The organism is Streptomyces sp. NPDC101160 (assembly GCF_044768205.1).
In the GTDB taxonomy this organism is placed as follows: domain Bacteria; phylum Actinomycetota; class Actinomycetes; order Streptomycetales; family Streptomycetaceae; genus Streptomyces.
The window spans coordinates 299,848-316,755 of record NZ_JBIWPJ010000007.1 but is presented as its reverse complement, the minus strand read 5'-3'; the positions used below and the strand labels follow the sequence as shown (position 1 = coordinate 316,755).

The 16,908-nt window shown below is 73.6% G+C and carries 11 protein-coding genes; 4 read left to right on the top strand and 7 right to left on the bottom strand.

The features are described 5' to 3' along the window. Nucleotides 1–64: 64 nt before the first annotated feature. The 5 genes from sucD to ACIRSU_RS24115 form a co-directional block, all read right to left on the bottom strand. The gene (sucD, locus tag ACIRSU_RS24135) at nt 65–949 is read right to left on the bottom strand and encodes a succinate--CoA ligase subunit alpha (RefSeq protein ID WP_403795652.1); all 885 of its coding nucleotides are present in this window, start codon (nt 947–949) and stop codon (nt 65–67) included. 20 nt (nt 950–969) lie between these two features. After that, nucleotides 970–2,148 carry an ADP-forming succinate--CoA ligase subunit beta gene (sucC, locus tag ACIRSU_RS24130; RefSeq protein ID WP_403795649.1) on the bottom strand — a complete coding sequence of 393 codons (1,179 nt, stop codon included), beginning with the start codon at nt 2,146–2,148 and terminating at the stop codon, nt 970–972. A 466-nt stretch (nt 2,149–2,614) separates the two neighbouring features. After that, nucleotides 2,615–3,784, bottom strand: coding sequence for a VWA domain-containing protein (locus tag ACIRSU_RS24125; protein WP_403795646.1), 1,170 nt, complete (start codon nt 3,782–3,784; stop codon nt 2,615–2,617). Continuing rightward, the gene (locus ACIRSU_RS24120) at nt 3,781–6,045 is read right to left on the bottom strand and encodes a DUF5682 family protein (RefSeq protein ID WP_403796456.1); all 2,265 of its coding nucleotides are present in this window, start codon (nt 6,043–6,045) and stop codon (nt 3,781–3,783) included. The genes ACIRSU_RS24125 and ACIRSU_RS24120 overlap by 4 nt, the downstream gene beginning before the upstream one ends. A 353-nt stretch (nt 6,046–6,398) precedes the next feature. Next, nucleotides 6,399–7,571, bottom strand: coding sequence for an AAA family ATPase (locus ACIRSU_RS24115; RefSeq protein WP_403795645.1), 1,173 nt, complete (start codon nt 7,569–7,571; stop codon nt 6,399–6,401). Nucleotides 7,572–7,709: 138 nt separating this feature from the next. Between ACIRSU_RS24115 and ACIRSU_RS24110 the strand changes: the two genes are divergently transcribed. Together ACIRSU_RS24110 and ACIRSU_RS24105 are read left to right on the top strand one after the other, a co-directional pair. Further along, nucleotides 7,710–9,071 carry an SWIM zinc finger family protein gene (locus ACIRSU_RS24110; RefSeq protein WP_403795643.1) on the top strand — a complete coding sequence of 454 codons (1,362 nt, stop codon included), beginning with the start codon at nt 7,710–7,712 and terminating at the stop codon, nt 9,069–9,071. Nucleotides 9,072–9,109: 38 nt separating this feature from the next. Then, nucleotides 9,110–10,804 (top strand): DUF5691 domain-containing protein, encoded by a 1,695-nt coding sequence (locus ACIRSU_RS24105; RefSeq protein ID WP_403795642.1) that lies wholly within the window; start codon nt 9,110–9,112, stop codon nt 10,802–10,804. Between the two features lie 74 nt (nt 10,805–10,878). On the opposite strand, the gene ACIRSU_RS24100 is transcribed toward ACIRSU_RS24105, so the two are convergent. Next, nucleotides 10,879–11,286, bottom strand: coding sequence for a cobalamin B12-binding domain-containing protein (locus tag ACIRSU_RS24100; protein ID WP_403795639.1), 408 nt, complete (start codon nt 11,284–11,286; stop codon nt 10,879–10,881). Nucleotides 11,287–11,705: 419 nt separating this feature from the next. Here ACIRSU_RS24100 and ACIRSU_RS24095 point away from each other — a divergent pair, with 419 nt between their 5' ends. Both ACIRSU_RS24095 and ACIRSU_RS24090 read left to right on the top strand, forming a co-directional pair. Continuing rightward, nucleotides 11,706–12,497: an esterase/lipase family protein gene (locus tag ACIRSU_RS24095; RefSeq protein ID WP_403796453.1), complete on the top strand. Its 792-nt coding sequence runs from the start codon at nt 11,706–11,708 to the stop codon at nt 12,495–12,497. A 242-nt stretch (nt 12,498–12,739) separates the two neighbouring features. After that, entirely contained in the window at nt 12,740–14,257 is a 1,518-nt protein-coding gene (locus tag ACIRSU_RS24090) for a M23 family metallopeptidase (protein WP_403795637.1), read from the top strand. Between the two features lie 77 nt (nt 14,258–14,334). Here ACIRSU_RS24090 and pcrA read toward each other — a convergent pair whose 3' ends face one another. Further along, entirely contained in the window at nt 14,335–16,806 is a 2,472-nt protein-coding gene (gene pcrA, locus ACIRSU_RS24085; protein WP_403795634.1) for a DNA helicase PcrA, read from the bottom strand. Between the last annotated feature and the right edge of the window lie 102 nt (nt 16,807–16,908).

Genomic DNA, 16,908 nt, shown 5'->3' with positions numbered 1-16,908 from the left:
GAGGGGGCGGGGCCCACTCGTTTCACGGCCCGTCGGGCTGCTGTGCGAAAGACAGCCCGTCGGTTCAGCCCGCGAGGATCGTGCGCGCCAGCTTGGCGGTCTCGGTCGGGGTCTTGCCGACCTTGACACCGGCGGCCTCGAGGGCCTCCTTCTTCGCCTGGGCGGTGCCGGAGGAGCCGGAGACGATGGCGCCGGCGTGGCCCATGGTCTTGCCCTCGGGGGCGGTGAAGCCCGCGACGTAGCCGACGACCGGCTTGGTGACGTGGGCCTTGATGAAGTCGGCCGCACGCTCCTCGGCGTCGCCGCCGATCTCGCCGATCATGACGATCAGGTCGGTGTCCGGGTCGGCCTCGAAGGCCGCCAGGGCGTCGATGTGCGTGGTGCCGATGACCGGGTCGCCACCGATGCCGACGGCGGAGGAGAAGCCGAGGTCACGGAGCTCGTACATCATCTGGTACGTCAGCGTGCCGGACTTCGAGACCAGGCCGATGCGGCCCGGCTTGGTGATGTCGCCCGGGATGATGCCGGCGTTCGACTGGCCCGGGGTGATGAGACCGGGGCAGTTCGGGCCGATGAGGCGGGTCTTGTTGCCCTTCTCCACGGCGTACGCGTAGAACGCGGCGGAGTCGTGGACGGCGATGCCCTCGGTGATGACGACGGCGAGCGGGATCTCGGCGTCGATCGCCTCGACCACGGCGGCCTTGGCGAAGGCCGGCGGGACGAAGAGGACGGAGACGTTGGCGCCCGTCTTCTCCATCGCCTCGGCGACGGTGCCGAAGACCGGGATCTCGGTGCCGTCGAAGTCGACGGACGTGCCGGCCTTGCGCGGGTTCACGCCGCCGACGATGTTCGTGCCGTCACCCAGCATGAGCTTGGTGTGCTTCATGCCCGTGGCACCGGTCATGCCCTGGACGATGACCTTGCTGTCCTTGTTGAGGAAGATAGCCATGGCTGTTTAGTCCTCGTCCCTTACTTCGCAGCCGCGAGCTCGGCGGCCTTGTCGGCCGCGCCGTCCATGGTGTCCACGCGCTGAACGAGCGGGTGGTTGGCGTCGGACAGGATCTTGCGACCCAGCTCCGCGTTGTTGCCGTCGAGTCGCACGACCAGCGGCTTGGTGACCTCTTCGCCCTTCGAGGCGAGGAGCTCGAGGGCCTGGACGATGCCGTTGGCGACCTCGTCACAGGCGGTGATGCCACCGAAGACGTTGACGAACACGGACTTGACGTCCTTGTCGCCGAGGATGATCTCCAGGCCGTTCGCCATGACCTCGGCGGAGGCGCCGCCACCGATGTCGAGGAAGTTGGCGGGCTTCACGCCGCCGTGGTTCTCACCGGCGTACGCGACGACGTCCAGGGTCGACATGACCAGGCCGGCGCCGTTGCCGATGATGCCGACCTCGCCCTCCAGCTTGACGTAGTTGAGGCCCTTGGCCTTGGCGGCAGCCTCGAGCGGGTTGGCTGCGGCCTTGTCCTCGAGCGCCTCGTGCTCGGGCTGGCGGAAGTCGGCGTTGGCGTCCAGGGAGACCTTGCCGTCGAGCGCGATGACGTCGCCGGAGGCGACCTTCGCGAGCGGGTTGACCTCGACGAGGAGCGCGTCCTCGGCGACGAAGGTCTTCCACAGGGTCACGAGGACGTCGGCGACCTTCTCGGCGACCTCGGCCGGGAACTGGGCCGCGGCGACGATCTCGCGCGCCTTCTCGATGTCGACACCCTTGTTGGCGTCGACCGGAACCTTCGCGACACGCTCGGGGGTCGTCGCGGCGACCTCCTCGATGTCCATGCCGCCGGCGACGGAGGCGATGGCGAGGAAGGTGCGGTTGGTGCGGTCGAGGAGGTACGAGACGTAGTACTCCTCGAGGATCTCCGGAGCGGTCTCCGCGATCATCACCTTGTGGACCGTGTGGCCCTTGATGTCCATGCCCAGGATGTCCGTCGCGCGGGCGACGGCCTCGTCCGGGGTGGCGGCGAGCTTGACGCCGCCGGCCTTGCCGCGGCCGCCGACCTTCACCTGCGCCTTGACGACCGACTTGCCGCCAAGCCGCTCGGTGGCCTCGCGCGCCGCCTCAGGCGTGTCGATGACTTCACCGGCCAGCACCGGTACACCGTGCTTGGCGAAGAGGTCCCTCGCCTGGTACTCGAACAGGTCCACGCGCGTCCCTTTTCTAGATGATCGCGGTTCGTTGTCTGCGTGGGCGTGCCGCGAAGGGCAACGTGACTGCGCTGTCACTAGGGAGGCGTACACGGTGACCGTGGACGCGGCATGTCCGTCTCGCAGGTTATCCCCGTGGGACCTGGGTCCCTAAATCGCAGATCACAACCTGGCGGTGATACGGGTCACAGATCGTAGGGATGGCGGGGCGTTCCGTAGGGTCCGGTGCGAGGGACCCCCGTGCTCTCGCGGCAGGCTGGGCGCGGGCGTTGCGCGTCTCACGGCACGCCGGGCGCCCGGGTGAGGGCCGGTCGGGTCCGGATGTGATATGAGCCTCAGTGACAGTCCCCACGTCCGTCCGGGTGGCGCTCCGGCGACGGATTCCGCACGGTCACGGGTGCGGATTCCGTACCCCCGGCCGTGTCCCGTCGCCGTCCCGTCGGCGTCGGCTTCTCGTGGGGGCCGGTCACGCCTCGGGTATCGGCAGCGGGCGCTTCTCCAGGGCGGCGGCCATGACCTCCGGGAAGAGGTCGGGGGTACAGGCGAAGGCGGGGGCGCCGAGCGCGGCCAGGGCGGCGGCGTGCTCCCGGTCGTAGGCGGGCGCGCCCTCGTCGGAGAGCGCGAGCAGCGCCACGAACTGCACTCCGGACGCCTTCATCGCGGCGACCCGCTTCAGCATCTCGTCGCGGATCCCGCCCTCGTAGAGGTCGCTGATCAGGACGACGACGGTGTCGGCGGGACGGGTGATCTTCGACTGGCAGTAGGCGAGCGCCCGGTTGATGTCCGTGCCGCCGCCGAGCTGGGTGCCGAAGAGGACGTCGACGGGGTCGTCGAGCTGGTCGGTGAGGTCGACGACGGCGGTGTCGAAGACGACCAGGCGGGTGGCGATCGACCGCATGGAGGCGAGGACGGCGCCGAAGACGGAGGCGTAGACGACGGAGGCGGCCATGGAGCCGGACTGGTCGATGCAGAGCACGACCTCCTTCTTCACCGCCTGGGACGCCCGCCCGTAGCCGATCAGCCGCTCGGGGACGACCGTGCCGTGCTCGGGCAGGTAGTTCTTGAGGTTGGCGCGGACGGTCCGGTCCCAGTCGATGTCCCGGTGGCGCGGCCGGCTGATCCGGGCCGAGCGGTCGAGCGCGCCGGTGAGGGTGGCCCGGGTGCGGCTCGCGAGCCGCCGCTCCAGGTCGTCGACGACCTTGCGCACGACGGCCCGCGCGGTCTCCTTGGTCGTCTCCGGCATGGCCTTGTTGAGGGACAGCAGGGTGCCGACGAGGTGCACGTCCGCCTCGACGGCCTGGAGCATCTCGGGCTCCAGGAGCAGCGCGGCGAGCCCGAGCCGGTCGATGGCGTCGCGCTGCATCACCTGCACGACGCTGCTCGGGAAGTACGTGCGGATGTCGCCGAGCCAGCGCGCGACGGACGGCGCGGAGCCGCCGAGCCCGGCCGAACGCTCCGTGCCGCGCGCCCCGTCGCCCGCCCCCTTGTCGTAGAGCGCGGTGAGGGCGCGGTCCATCGCGGCGTCGGCCCCGGTCAGCGCGCGGCCCGTGCCCTCGGCCGCGCCGCCGCCGAGGACCAGGTGCCAGCGGCGCAGCCGCTCGTCGTCCGTGATCGCGGTGTTCCTGGGAGTGCTCACGGGTGGACCTCCGTTCCGAGAATCAACTGGAGCAGGGGCAGGACGCCGTCGGCGCGCTCCTCGTCGAGCGCGGCGCCGAAGCCGGGTGTCACCGCGGCGGCCGGGCCCGCGGGCCCGCCACGCGCGGGCCCCCGTGCCACCAGTTCCCCCAGCGTGCGGCGCACCCCGGGTTCGTACGCGCCGAACGTGCGGCGCAGCAGCGGCAGTACGCCGGTGAACGCGTCGGCCGGTACGGCGCCCAGCCACGCGTCGACCAGGCCGAGCAGCCGCTCGTCGTGCACCAGCAGCAGTCCGCCCCCGGAGCCGCCGCCGACGAACCCCTCGATCCACGCGGCGGCGTCGGCGGGCTCCGTCCCGGGCGACAGCGCGAGCCCCATCAGCCGCGCGGCCTCGTCGTCCTCGAGCCGTCCGTCGTCGAGCAGCAGTCGCACGGCCCGCCCCCGCAGCACCCCGGGCACCCGGTCCCGCCCGGCGAGGCGGCGCAGGACACCGGCCCAGCGCTCGACGAGGCCCCCGGCGTCGGGCAGCAGGGCCATCGCCGGGTGGACGCCGTCGAGGCGGCCGCGCATCTCGGTGGCGGCGTCGGCGTCGAGGCCGGCGCAGGCGGGCGGGAGGCCGACGCAGACGCGCTCGGCGAGGCCGACGGCGACCTCGCCGAGCGCGGTGGTGTCGGTGGCCCGCACGTCCCCGTAACGCAGCGAGCGGGCGAGGGCGGGCAGGGCCTGGGCGAGGTGGGCGACGTCGGCGTCGAGCGCGGCCCGGTCGGCGAGCGCGCGCAGCACGGCGGGCAGGGCGTCGGTCAGCCCGGCGAGCAGGCACTGCTCGGCGAGCGTGGTGACGGTGGCGAGGTCGTCCGCCGCCGCGGCCTGCGACTCGGCCTTCGCGGTGGCGGCGGCCTCGACCGTGGTGCCCCAGACGCCCGCCTCGGCGACCTGCACATGGAGTTCGGGCTGCCAGTACAGCCGCCAGCTCTCCCGGAAGGTGCCGGTCGACGCGCGGCCGGGGACCGGGGCGCCCCAGTCGACACCGAGCAGCCGGAGCCGGTGCAGCAGCCGGCTGCGGTCCGCGTCGTTCTCCCTGCGCAGGTCGAGGTCGAGCTCCCGCTCGTGCGCCTCCGGCCTGAGCCGCAGGGAGCGCTGGAGCCGTTCCAGGTCGCGCTGGAGCGGGACGGCCGGCGCCCCGTCCGGGACGGTGCCGAGCACGTCGCCGACGACGAGCCGGTCGCGGACCAGGGCGAGCGGCACGTCGGAGCCGTCGCCCATGACGGCCCGCACCGCGTCGGTGGTCTCGCCGAGCCCGGGCAGCGGCCGGCCGCGCAGTCCGGCGAGCGCGTCGGCGAGCCGTACGGCCTCGATGACGTGCGCGGACGAGACCGGCACGTCCTCGTCCCTGAGCAGCCCGGCGACCTTCGTCATCCAGCGCACGACCGGCAGGTCGGGTGCGGTGAACAGGTGCGCGTACCAGCCGGGCGCGTCGATGCCCGCCCCGTAACCGGAGCGCCGGGCCAACCGACGGTGCGTCCACGGCACCCAGGTCAGCGCGGTCTTCACCTTGGGCAGCCCCTTGAGCAGGGCCCGGTCGGCGGTGACGGTGGTCCGGCGGCGGAGCGCGGGGACGTGCCAGGCGCCGCACACGACGGCCACGTCGTCCCCGAACTCCTTGCGGGCCGCGCGGAGCTGGATCCGCATGTACGCCTCGCGCACCAGGTCACGGGCGTGGCCCCCGTGCCCGTACGCCTCGCGCAACGCGCCCATCGCCTCGGCGAGCGCCTCGAACGGGGCGAACGGGTCGGCCGCGCCGCGCAGTTCGACGACGTCCTCCCACCAGCGCTCGGCGTCCCCGTACCCGGCGGCCGTGGCCAGCTCGGCGACCGGATCGACGCGCGGTCCCGCCGTGTCGCTCTCGGCGGCGGCGAGGGTGTGTGCGGCGGGCAGGTCGATGAAGCGGACCTCCGCGCCGTGCGCGAGCGCCCAGCGGATGGCCACCCACTCCGGCGAGAACTCGGCCATCGGCCAGAACACGGCCCGACCGGGATCCTCCACGGCGTGCGCGAGGAGCGCGACGGGCGGCCGCATCCCCTCCTCCGCCGCCAGCCCCACCAGCCCGTCCGCCTCCGGCGGCCCCTCCACGAGCACCACCTTGGGCCGCCCGGCCTCGAGCGCGGCGAGCACGGCCCGGGCCGACCCGGGCCCGTGATGACGGACCCCGAGGACGAGCGGACCGCCGGTCGCCGGGCCGCAGGCTGCCGGGCCACCGGCAATTGGTCCGGCCGTGGCCGGGCCGACGGCAACCCGTCCGGGCGTGTCCAGGCCGCCGGCAACCGGTCCCGCCGTGGACGGCTCACCGTCAATCGGGCCGGCCGTGGCCGGGCGAACGGCAACCGGTCCGGGCGTGTCCGGGCCACCGGCAACCGGTCCCGCCGGTGACGGGCCGCCGGCAACCGGGCCGGCCGTGGCCGGGCGGACGGCAACCGGTCCGGGCGTGGCCGGGCGGACGGCAACCGGTCCGGGCGTGTCCGGGCCACCGGCAACCGGTCCCACCGGTGACGGGCCGCCGGCAACCGGTCCCGCCGTGGACGGGGCGAGCCCTGCCGGACCCGCGGCGGGCGGGCGGGTCACGCGCTCACCTCGCGGCAGGCGCGGTAGAAGTCCTTCCAGCCGTCTCTCTCGCGCACCACCGTCTCCAGGTACTCCTGCCAGATCACCCGGTCGGCCGCCGGGTCGCGGACCACCGCGCCGAGCAGCCCGGCGGCGACGTCGCCGGCCCGCAGCACGCCGTCGCCGAAGTGCGCGGCGAGCGCGAGACCGCCCGTCACGACGGAGATGGCCTCGGCCGTCGACAGCGTCCCGGAGGGCGACTTGAGCTTCGTCCGGCCGTCCGCCGTCACTCCGTCACGCAGCTCGCGGAAGACGGTGACGACCCGGCGGATCTCCTCGACGCCCTCCGGCACGGCCGGCAGGTCGAGCGAGCGGCCGATCTGGTCGACGCGCCGCGCGACGATGTCGACCTCGGCGTCCGGGGTCGCGGGCAGCGGCAGGACGACCGTGTTGAAGCGGCGGCGCAGGGCGCTGGACAGGTCGTTGACGCCGCGGTCGCGGTCGTTGGCGGTGGCGATGAGGTTGAAGCCGCCGACGGCCTGGACCTCCTCGCCCAGCTCGGGGATCGGCAGGGTCTTCTCGGACAGGATCGTGATGAGGGAGTCCTGCACGTCCGCGGGGATGCGGGTCAGCTCCTCGACCCGGGCGGTCATGCCCTGCGCCATGGCCCGCATGACGGGGCTGGGCACGAGGGCGTCACGGCTGGGACCGTAGGCGAGCAGCTGTGCGTAGTTCCAGCCGTAGCGGATGGCCTCCTCGGGGGTGCCGGCGGTGCCCTGGACGAGCAGGGTGGAGTCGCCGCTGACGGCTGCGGCCAGGTGCTCGGACACCCAGGTCTTGGCGGTGCCGGGCACGCCGAGCAGGAGCAGGGCGCGGTCGGTGGCGAGCGTGGTGACGGCGACCTCGACGATCCGGCGCGGCCCGACGTACTTCGGTGTGATCACCGTGCCGTCGGGCAGCGTGCCGCCGAGGAGGTAGGTGGCGACGGCCCACGGCGAGAGCCGCCAGCGGGCGGGGCGGGGCCGGTCGTCGGCGGCGGCGAGCGCGGCGAGTTCGTGGGCGAAGGCGTCCTCGGCGTGCGGCCGCAGGGCCGCGGTGGCGTCCGCCGTGGCTGCCGTGGCGTTCGCCGTGGCTGCCGTGGCGTTCGCCGTGGCTGCCGTGGCGTTCGTGGAGTTTTCGGGCAGGGTCATGGGTCCCCCTCCAGATCGTTCGACCTGCTGTGCGATCCACGGTGCACCACGCCACTGACAATCGGCCCCGGCTGGTGGAAACCGCAGGTGGGAGCCGTGCGGGGGCGATTGTCAGTGGCGGCCCGTACGGTCGTTCGCATGACTGATCAGGGGGTGCGCTGGACGTCGGATCAGGTGCTGGCTCTGGCTCCTGACGACGCGTCGCGCAGAGCGGGAAGCAAACTGGGCACGCCCGGACCATGGTCCGGAACCGGGACGGGAACGGGGGTCGGAGCCGGGTCGGGGGCCGGGGCCGTCTGGGGCCTGTGCAAGGGCAGCGGCAGAACGCCGTACCGGACCGTCGTGGACGTCACGGGCCCGGCGTACGCGTGCAGTTGCCCGAGCCGGAAGTTCCCGTGCAAGCACGCGCTGGGGCTGCTGCTGCTCTGGGCCGCTGGGGAGGTCGGGCCCGCCACCGAGCCGCCCGACTGGGCGGCGAAGTGGCTGGCGTCCCGGCAGGCGCGGGCGACCGCCGCCGCCTCGGACGGGGCGGCCACGGGCCCGGCCGACCCGGAGGCGGCGCGCCGCCGCGCCGAGCGGCGGGCGGCCCGGATCACGGCGGGCGCGCAGGAGTTGGAGCAGCGGCTCGCGGATCTGCTGCGTGGTGGCCTCGCCGCGGCCGAGCAGGCGGGATACGGGCAGTGGGAGGAGACCGCGGCCCGCATGGTCGACGCCCAGGCACCCGGACTCGCCGCCCGGGTGCGGGAGTTGGGCGCGATACCGGGCTCGGGTCCGGGCTGGCCGGTCCGGCTCCTGGAGGAGTGCGCGCTGACCCATCTCCTCGACCGCGCCTGGCTCTCCGTGGACGGCCTCCCGGCCCCGCTCGCCGCGACCGTCCGCACCCGGGTCGGCCTGACCGTCCCGCAGGACGGGCCCACGGTGCGCGACCGCTGGCTGGTGCTCGCGCAGTACGACTCCGCCGACTCCCGTCTGACGACCCGTCGCATCTGGCTGTACGGCGAGGAGTCGGGCCGCACGGCCCTGCTCCTCTCCTTCGGCGCGGCCGGCCGGGCTCCGCAGCTCGCCCTTCCCGTCGGCGCCGTCCTCGACGCCGAAGTCCGCCCGTACGAGGGCGCGGCGGCTCTCCGCGCCGAGCTGGTCGAGCAGTTCGCCGCCCCGGCAGCCCCGGGAGCCTCCGCCGCCCCACCCCCGGGCGGGCCCGTCGCCGCCGCCCTCGACGCGTACGGCCACGCCCTGCGCGACGACCCGTGGCTGGACAGCTGGCCGGTCACGCTGACCGGCGTGGCCCCGGCCCGCGCGGAGTACGACTGGCAACTGGCGGACGGTGGCGAGGCCATACCCCTCACCCGCGCCGCCCAGGGCGGCCCCGGACTGTGGCGGCTCGTCGCGCTCTCCGGCGGAGGGCCGGTGACGGTGTTCGGGGAGGTCGGGCACCAGGGATTCACGCCGCTGGCCGCCTGGGGGCCGGAGGCGCCCGGCGAGACGGTGCCGCTCGTCTGACCGCCGTCCGACCGCCGTCCGAGCGCCGTCCGACCGCGATGTCACTGCCATCTGACTGCGACCTACCGCTGGAGGAGTCCATGGAAGCCTGGGAAGAGCTCGTCACCGCGGCCCTGCTGGGCACGGACCGCAGGCCGCCCGCGCACGCCGCCGCGCAGACCGCCGGGGACTCCGCCGGGGACACGGCGCCCGTCGCGCTGCTCGACGCCGCCGCCGTGCACACCGTACGGCGCAGGGCGGGGCTGCGGCCCGGGCCTGCGGCGGCTCCGCTGGAGCCGGCGCCGGAGGACGGGCGGCCGGCGCTACCGGCGGTGGCGCGGCGCAGGCTGGGGCAGTTGCTCGCGGGCAGGGCCGCGCCCGCGCCGTCCGGGGGGCGGCGCGGGGCGGCACCCGATCTGGCGGAGCTGCTGCCGCAGTGGCTGGCGGCGGCGAACGAGCAGGGGTATCGCGCGCCGGCCGCCGCGCTGCCCGCGCTGCTCGACGCGGCCCGGGCCCGGACCGATCTGCGGCCGCAGGCGCTGGCGTTCGCGGGACCGCGCGGGCTGTGGCTGGCCCGGCTGAACCCGGAGTGGAAGTTCGCGCTGCGCGGCGCGGGCGGGGGCGGCGCGCTGCCGGACCCGACGGACCGGGAGGCGGTCCTGGCGCTGTGGGACGAGGGCCTGTTCGCCGAGCGGGTCGCGCTGCTCACCGCCGTACGGGCGCAGGATCCGGACGAGGGCCGGGAGCTGCTGGCGTCGACGTGGGGCGCCGAGCGGGCGGAGGACCGGCTGATGTTCCTGGACTCGCTGCGCGCGGGGCTCGGCGCGGCGGACGAGGAGTTCCTGGAGGCGGCCCTGTCCGACCGCAGCCGCAACGTGCGGGCGACGGCCGCCGAGCTGCTGTCCGCGCTGCCGTCGTCGGCGCTGGCCGCGCGGATGGCCGAGCGGGCCGTGTCGTGCGTGTCCCTCGACCGTACGGAGGGGGCGGCGGCGATCGTGGTGGAGGCGCCGCACGAGTGCGACGCGGGCATGCGGCACGACGGCGTGTCGGCGACCCCGCCCTCGGGGCGCGGCGAGCGCTCGTGGTGGCTGGGCCAGCTGGTGGAGGCCGCGCCGCTGTACTGCTGGCCGGCGCGGTTCGGGGGCCGCGGCCCGGAGGAGATAGTGGCGCTGCCGGTCGCCGACGACTGGCGGGACGAGCTGCACGCGGCCTGGTGCCGGGCGGCGGTGCGGCAGCGGGACGCGGACTGGTCGCGGGCCCTGCTCGGCACCCCGGCCGCTCCGCAGACGGCCGGTCCGGGCACGTCCTCGCTGGCGGAGCGCGCCCAGCTGCTCTCGACGCTTCCGGCGGAGGAGCGGGCCGCGTGGGTGGCCTCGTTCATATCGGCGCACGGCCTGTCGGAGGCGTTCCAGCTGCTCGGGGTATGCGCGGTGCCGTGGTCGGAGCCGCTGGGCCGGGCGGTGGTCGACGCCCTGGACATCGCGCGGGACGCGGGCAGCTATCCGTGGAGCTTCAGCGGGGTGATGGGCCTGGCCGAGCGCTGCCTCGCGCCGGCGACGGCCGGCCGGCTCGCGGCCCTGACCGCGCTGCCCGCCGAAGCGGAGGACGCCTCCCCCGGAGCCGGCGGCTACTGGTCGGAGGCCTTCCAGCGCCTGGTCTCCACCCTGGAACTGCGCGCCGCGATGCACGCGGAGCTGACGGACCCGGAGCCGGCGGACCCGGAGCGAGCGGACCGTGATCCGGCGGCCGCGTGACAGGCCGCTGTACCTGTCGTACGGGGCGGCCGCCCCGTACGACAGCGGCTCGCGTCACCGCCGGCGAAAGTCCGTCAGGCCGCCACGCGGACGTTCGCGTTGACCCACTCCACGATCGACGCGGTGGTCGCGCCCGGGGTGAAGATCTCCGCGACGCCCTTCTCCTTCAGCGGCGGGATGTCCGCGTCCGGGATGATGCCGCCGCCGAAGACCTTGATGTCCTCCGCGTCGCGCTCCTTCAGCAGTTCGAGGACCTTCACGAAGAGCGTGTTGTGCGCGCCCGAGAGGATCGACAGGCCGATGGCGTCGGCGTCCTCCTGGATCGCGGTGTCGACGATCTGCTCGGGCGTCTGGTGCAGCCCGGTGTAGATGACCTCCATACCGGCGTCGCGCAGCGCCCGCGCGATCACCTTGGCCCCGCGATCGTGTCCGTCGAGACCCGGCTTGGCGACCACCACGCGGATCGGACCGGTCACACCCATCACTGCCTCCACATGCGACCCCCGCGCCTGATTGCCGGGGAGGTGAACGAACGTTATCGCCAGCATCCCGCACCTGTCCGTTTCGCGGTGGCCGGGGAGGGGGAAATCACACGTGGGACGTTTGATCGCCCCCGGAGGAGCCGCCACGGAGCCGCCGTACACCCGCGCCGTCAGCCGCACGGCACGGAGGTGCGGCGGCCCGCCGCACCGTACGGAGGTCGGCGATGGAGCCCACCCCCACCCCGTCACCCGCCGATCCGTCGGCCACCACCGGCGAGTCCGCCGGTACACAGCCCACCGACACACGGTCCGCCGACGCACGGCCGGTGGATCCGCAGTCCGTGGGCCCACAGTCCGGGGACACGCGGTCCGTGGGCCCGCAGTCGGTGGACCCGCAGTCCGGTGCGCTCGCCGACCGGATGAAGGCCGCCGCCCTGGAGCTCGCGGTCCTCGCCGGCCATCTGGTCCTCTACCCTTCCGGCCTGATCACCGAACGCCACCGCCCCGCTACCGACACGACGCCCGTCGCGAGCGGCCCGCGCCCGGTGATCCTGCTGCACGGCTTCGTCGACAACCGTTCCGTCTTCGTCCTGCTGCGCCGCACACTCGCCCGCGACGGCCGGGGCCGTGACCGGGTCGAGTCGATCAACTACTCCCCGCTCACCGGCGACCTGCGCAGCGCCGCCGAACTGCTGGCCCGCCGGGTGGAGGAGCTGCTCGCCCGCACCGGCCACACCGAGGCCGATCTGGTGGGCCACAGCCTGGGCGGCCTGATCGCCCGTTATTACGTACAGCGCCTGGGCGGTGACGCCCGGGTGCGCACCCTCGTCATGCTCGGCACCCCGCACTCCGGCACCACCTTCGTGCCGCTGGCCGACGCGCACCCCGTGGTGCGCCAGATGCGGCCCGGCTCGGAGGTGCTGCGCGAGCTGGCGGGTCCGGCGCCGGGCTGCCGTACGCGGTTCGTGAGTTTCTGGAGCGACGTGGACGAGGTGATGGTGCCGGTCCGGACGGCCCGCCTCGACCACCCGGACCTCGTCGTGGAGAACGTGCGGGTCAGCGGCGTGGGGCACCTCGCGCTGCCCGTCCATCCGGCCGTCTCGGCCGGCATCCTGCGGGCGCTCGCCGACGGCGGCCCGGCCTCCGGCGCGCCGGACGGGCGCGAGGAGGACCCGCACGCCGGGCCGCCCGAAGCCGCCTCCGTGGCCTGACGGGCCACCAGAACATCCCGTTCCGGTTGCCGTTCCGCCCAACGTTCTTCGAACGTTCTTCGAACACAGAGCCAAAGCTCTCTCCGCTACCCCCCGAAACGCGGCCGATTGCCCGTTTCCCGGCGGCTCGAAACCCTCCGAAGATTGTCCGCCCCGTGTACCGCCGGGTACAGTCACGCCACTGCTTGACCCCCCCGCTCCACCCAGCTCCACCCCCTGCTGTCGAGGCGAGAGAGAAGTTGGTGAACGACCAGCACCCCCACGCCGGGTACGGCACGGACGCCACCCAGACCACGGGCAGCTACGCCGCCGACCCCCTCTTCGGCGCCTACGCCGAAACCGGTTACGACGCAGGTCAGAGCGGTCACACGCAGTACACCTCGTACGCGCAGTACGACCAGGGCCACGCCACCGGCCAGTGGGACACGAGCTCCTACGGCTCGTACACCGCCACCGCGCAGTGGGACGCCACCGCCTGGAACGAGGCCCAGCAGACCGGCCAGTACGAGGCCGCCGCCTTCGCGTCGTACGACACCACCGCGCAGTGGACGCAGCCGGGCTACGACACCGGGGCGTACGACGCCACCGCCTGGAACCAGGTCGCGGCCGAGCCGGTCGTCCCGCAGCAGTACAGCCCCGAGTCCACCGGCGGGTACTCCTACGACCCGGCGGCGTACGGGGAGCAGCACCAGGAGCAGTACCAGGCCCCGTACGAGGACCAGCAGTACCAGGGCCAGCAGTACCAGGAGCGGCACCAGCAGCCGTACGAGCAGCAGCCGCAGGCCATGGAGGCCGAGCCGGAGCCCGGACACGACGCCTTCCACGACGCCGAGACCATGATGGCCCTGGAGCTCGACCAGGACCTCCTCGCTGCCGCGTACGACGCGCAGTACGGCGACGCCGACCACGACCACGACGGCGACGGCGACTCCGACCTCGTCGCCGCCACGCCCGCTCCCGCCGCGGACGCCGGACTCCAGGCCCGCCCCGTGCGCCGCTCCGGTGGTGGCAGCCGCGGCCGGCGCCGTACCCCCGCCAAGCGCTCCGCGCTCCTGACGGTCGCCGTCCCCTCCGCCTGTGTGATGGGCGTGGCCGGCATCGCGGCCGCCTCGGTCAGCGGCCTCACCGACGGCGGCGACACCAAGGACGACACGACGTCCATGGCCGCCGCCGACCCGGCCTCCGTGAAGCAGGTCGCCGCCAACAGCAAGCTGGACACCCAGCTCGCCGCGCTCAGCGCCGACGCCCGCGACTTCGGCGACCGCGCGAGCCGCACCCAGGAGCGCATCGACCTGAAGCTGCGCCAGGACGCGGAGCGGAAGAAGCGCGAGGAGGAGGCGGCCCGCAAGGAGGCGCTGCGGCCCAAGTACCTGCTGCCGGTGACGCTGCACCAGCTCAGCGCACGGTTCGGGCAGGCCGGCGTCAACTGGATGTCGCTGCACACCGGCATCGACTTCCCCGTGCAGTACGGCACGCCCGTGATGTCCGCGACCGACGGCACCGTCCGCACCCAGTGGAACAGCGCCTACGGCAACATGGCGATCGTGACCGCGCCGGACGGCACCGAGACCTGGTACTGCCACCTCAGCAGCACCAAGATCCGCTCCGGGCAGGTCAAGGCCGGCGACGTCATCGCGTACTCCGGCAACTCCGGCAACTCCACCGGCCCGCACCTGCACTTCGAGGTCCGGCCGAACGGCGGCGCGGCGATCGACCCGCTGCCCTGGCTGCGCAGCCACGGCCTCGACCCGCTGAGCTGAACCCGTACGCGATACGGGAGAGGGCCCCGACCGCCGAAGCGGCCGGGGCCCTCTGTCGTTTGCCTGCCGGTCAGGCCCTACAGCTTCTCGACCGGCGCGTACCGCAGCAGCAGCCGCTTCGGCTTCTCGTCGCCGAAGTCGATCGTGGCCTGCGCGTCCGCGCCGGCGCCCTGCACCGCCATGACCGTGCCCAGGCCGAACTGGTCGTGGGTGACCCGGTCGCCGACCTGCAGCGAGATCACCGGCTTGTCGCTGGTGCGGCGGGTGGCGAAGCCCGAGGGGCCGGAGCGCGAACGCGAGGAGGACAGCGAGGAGGTGATCCCCGAGGTCGGCCCGGCGGGCTTGGCCATCGGGCCGGTCCGCTTCCACTCCAGATACGCGGCCGGGATCTCCTCCAGGAACCGCGAGGCCGGGTTGTACGAGGGCTGGCCCCAGGCGCTGCGCATCGCCGAGCGGGTCAGGTAGAGCCGCTCGCGGGCGCGGGTGATGCCCACGTACGCCAGGCGACGCTCCTCCTCCAGCTCCTTGGTCTGGCCGAGGGCGCGCATGTGCGGGAAGACGCCGTCCTCCATGCCGGTGAGGAAGACCACCGGGAACTCAAGGCCCTTGGCGGTGTGCAGGGTCATCAGGGTGATGACGCCCGCGCCCTCCTCGTCCTCGTCGGGGATCTGGTCGGAGTCGGCGACGAGCGCGACCTGCTCCAGGAACTCCGAGAGCGAGCCGCCCTCTTCGCCGCGCTCCTGCTCGAACTCCAGGGCCACGGCGGCGAGTTCCTGGAGGTTCTCGATCCGGGTCTCGTCCTGCGGGTCGGTGGACGCCTGCAGCTCGGCCAGGTAACCGGTCCGTTCGAGCACGGCCTCCAGGACCACGGCGGGTCCGGCGCCCGAGTCGACGATGGTGCGCAGCTCTTCCATGAGCGTGTTGAAGCGCTTGACGGCGTTGGCGGAGCGGGCCGCCATGCCGTACGCCTCGTCGACGCGCTTGAGCGCCTGCGGGAAGGTGATCTTCTCGCGCAGGGAGAGGGCGTCGATCATCGCCTCGGCGCGCTCGCCGATGCCGCGCTTGGGCACGTTGAGGATGCGGCGCAGCGGCACGGTGTCCTCGGGGTTGGCGAGGACACGCAGATAGGCGAGGACGTCCCGGACCTCCTTGCGCTCGTAGAAGCGCACGCCGCCGACGACCTTGTAGGGCAGGCCGACGCGGATGAAGATCTCTTCGAAGACGCGGGACTGGGCGTTGGTGCGGTAGAAGACGGCGACGTCGCCGGCCTTGGCGTCGCCGGCGTCGGTGAGCCGGTCGATCTCGTCGGCGACGAACTGGGCCTCGTCGTGCTCGGTGTCGGCGACGTAGCCGGTGATCTGCGCGCCGGCGCCCGCGTTGGTCCACAGGTTCTTGGGGCGGCGGGACTCGTTGCGCTCGATGACGGCGTTGGCGGCGGAGAGGATCGTCTGCGTGGAGCGGTAGTTCTGCTCCAGGAGGATCGTGGTCGCGTCCGGGTAGTCCTCCTCGAACTGGAGGATGTTGCGGATGGTCGCGCCGCGGAAGGCGTAGATCGACTGGTCGGCGTCGCCGACGACGCACAGCTCGGCCGCGCCGAGGTCCTCGTACCCCTCGCCGACCAGCTCGCGGACGAGCGTGTACTGGGCGTGGTTGGTGTCCTGGTACTCGTCGACGAGGACGTGCCGGAAGCGGCGGCGGTAGTGCTCGGCGACGTCCGGGAAGGCCTGGAGCAGATGGACCGTCGTCATGATGATGTCGTCGAAGTCCAGCGCGTTGGCCTCGCGCAGTCGCGACTGGTACATCCGGTAGGCCTGGGCGAGGGTCTTCTCGAAGCCGTCGGCGGCCTGGTCGGCGAAGGTCTCCTCGTCGATCAGCTCGTTCTTCAGGTTGGAGATCTTGGCGCTGAAGGACTTCGGCGGGAAGCGCTTCGGGTCGAGGTCCAGGTCGCGGCAGACCAGCGCCATGAGGCGCTTGGAGTCGGCGGCGTCGTAGATCGAGAACGAGGACGTGAAGCCGAGCTTCTTCGACTCGCGGCGCAGGATGCGGACGCACGCGCTGTGGAAGGTGGACACCCACATGGCGTTGGCGCGCGGGCCGACGAGCTGCTCGACGCGCTCCTTCATCTCGCCGGCGGCCTTGTTGGTGAAGGTGATCGCCAGTATCTGGCCCGGGTGGACGTGCCGGGTGGCCAGGAGGTGGGCGATGCGGTGGGTGAGCACCCGGGTCTTGCCGGAGCCCGCGCCGGCCACGATGAGCAGGGGTGAGCCGGTGTGGACGACGGCGGCGCGCTGCTGCTCGTTCAGCCCGTCGAGGAGCGCGGCGGGGTCCACGACGGGGCGGTGGGCGCCGTCGCGGTAGTAGGCGTCCCGGCCGCCCGGAGGCGCGTCGAAGTGGTCCCCGAAGAGGTCGTGCGGGACCTCCTCCGCGGCCGGGGCGCCGTGCTCGTCGTCGTACGCGCCGTGCAGGTCGTCCTCGGGGAGGGGCGGCGGCTCCTCCGCGTGGGGCTGGAGGCTCGCCAGGAAGTTGTCGTCAAAGAGGCTGTTGCTCATCGCCTATCGAGTCTAGGGCGCCGGACTGACAGTCGGTCCCCGTCCCCGGAAGTCCCCGGAAGTGACCGCCGGCTCACGGAGGGCGACGGCCCGCTTGAGGTC

What these genes read in the sequence shown, in the direction of transcription:
- sucD (WP_403795652.1), bottom strand. Translation starts at nt 949, where the DNA reads ATGGCTATCTTCCTCAACAAGGACAGCAAGGTCATCGTCCAGGGCATG.
- ACIRSU_RS24115 (WP_403795645.1), bottom strand. Translation starts at nt 7,571, where the DNA reads ATGACCCTGCCCGAAAACTCCACGAACGCCACGGCAGCCACGGCGAAC.
- ACIRSU_RS24110 (WP_403795643.1), top strand. Translation starts at nt 7,710, where the DNA reads ATGACTGATCAGGGGGTGCGCTGGACGTCGGATCAGGTGCTGGCTCTG.
- ACIRSU_RS24105 (WP_403795642.1), top strand. Translation starts at nt 9,110, where the DNA reads ATGTCACTGCCATCTGACTGCGACCTACCGCTGGAGGAGTCCATGGAA.
- ACIRSU_RS24100 (WP_403795639.1), bottom strand. Translation starts at nt 11,286, where the DNA reads ATGGGTGTGACCGGTCCGATCCGCGTGGTGGTCGCCAAGCCGGGTCTC.
- ACIRSU_RS24095 (WP_403796453.1), top strand. Translation starts at nt 11,706, where the DNA reads ATGAAGGCCGCCGCCCTGGAGCTCGCGGTCCTCGCCGGCCATCTGGTC.
- pcrA (WP_403795634.1), bottom strand. Translation starts at nt 16,806, where the DNA reads ATGAGCAACAGCCTCTTTGACGACAACTTCCTGGCGAGCCTCCAGCCC.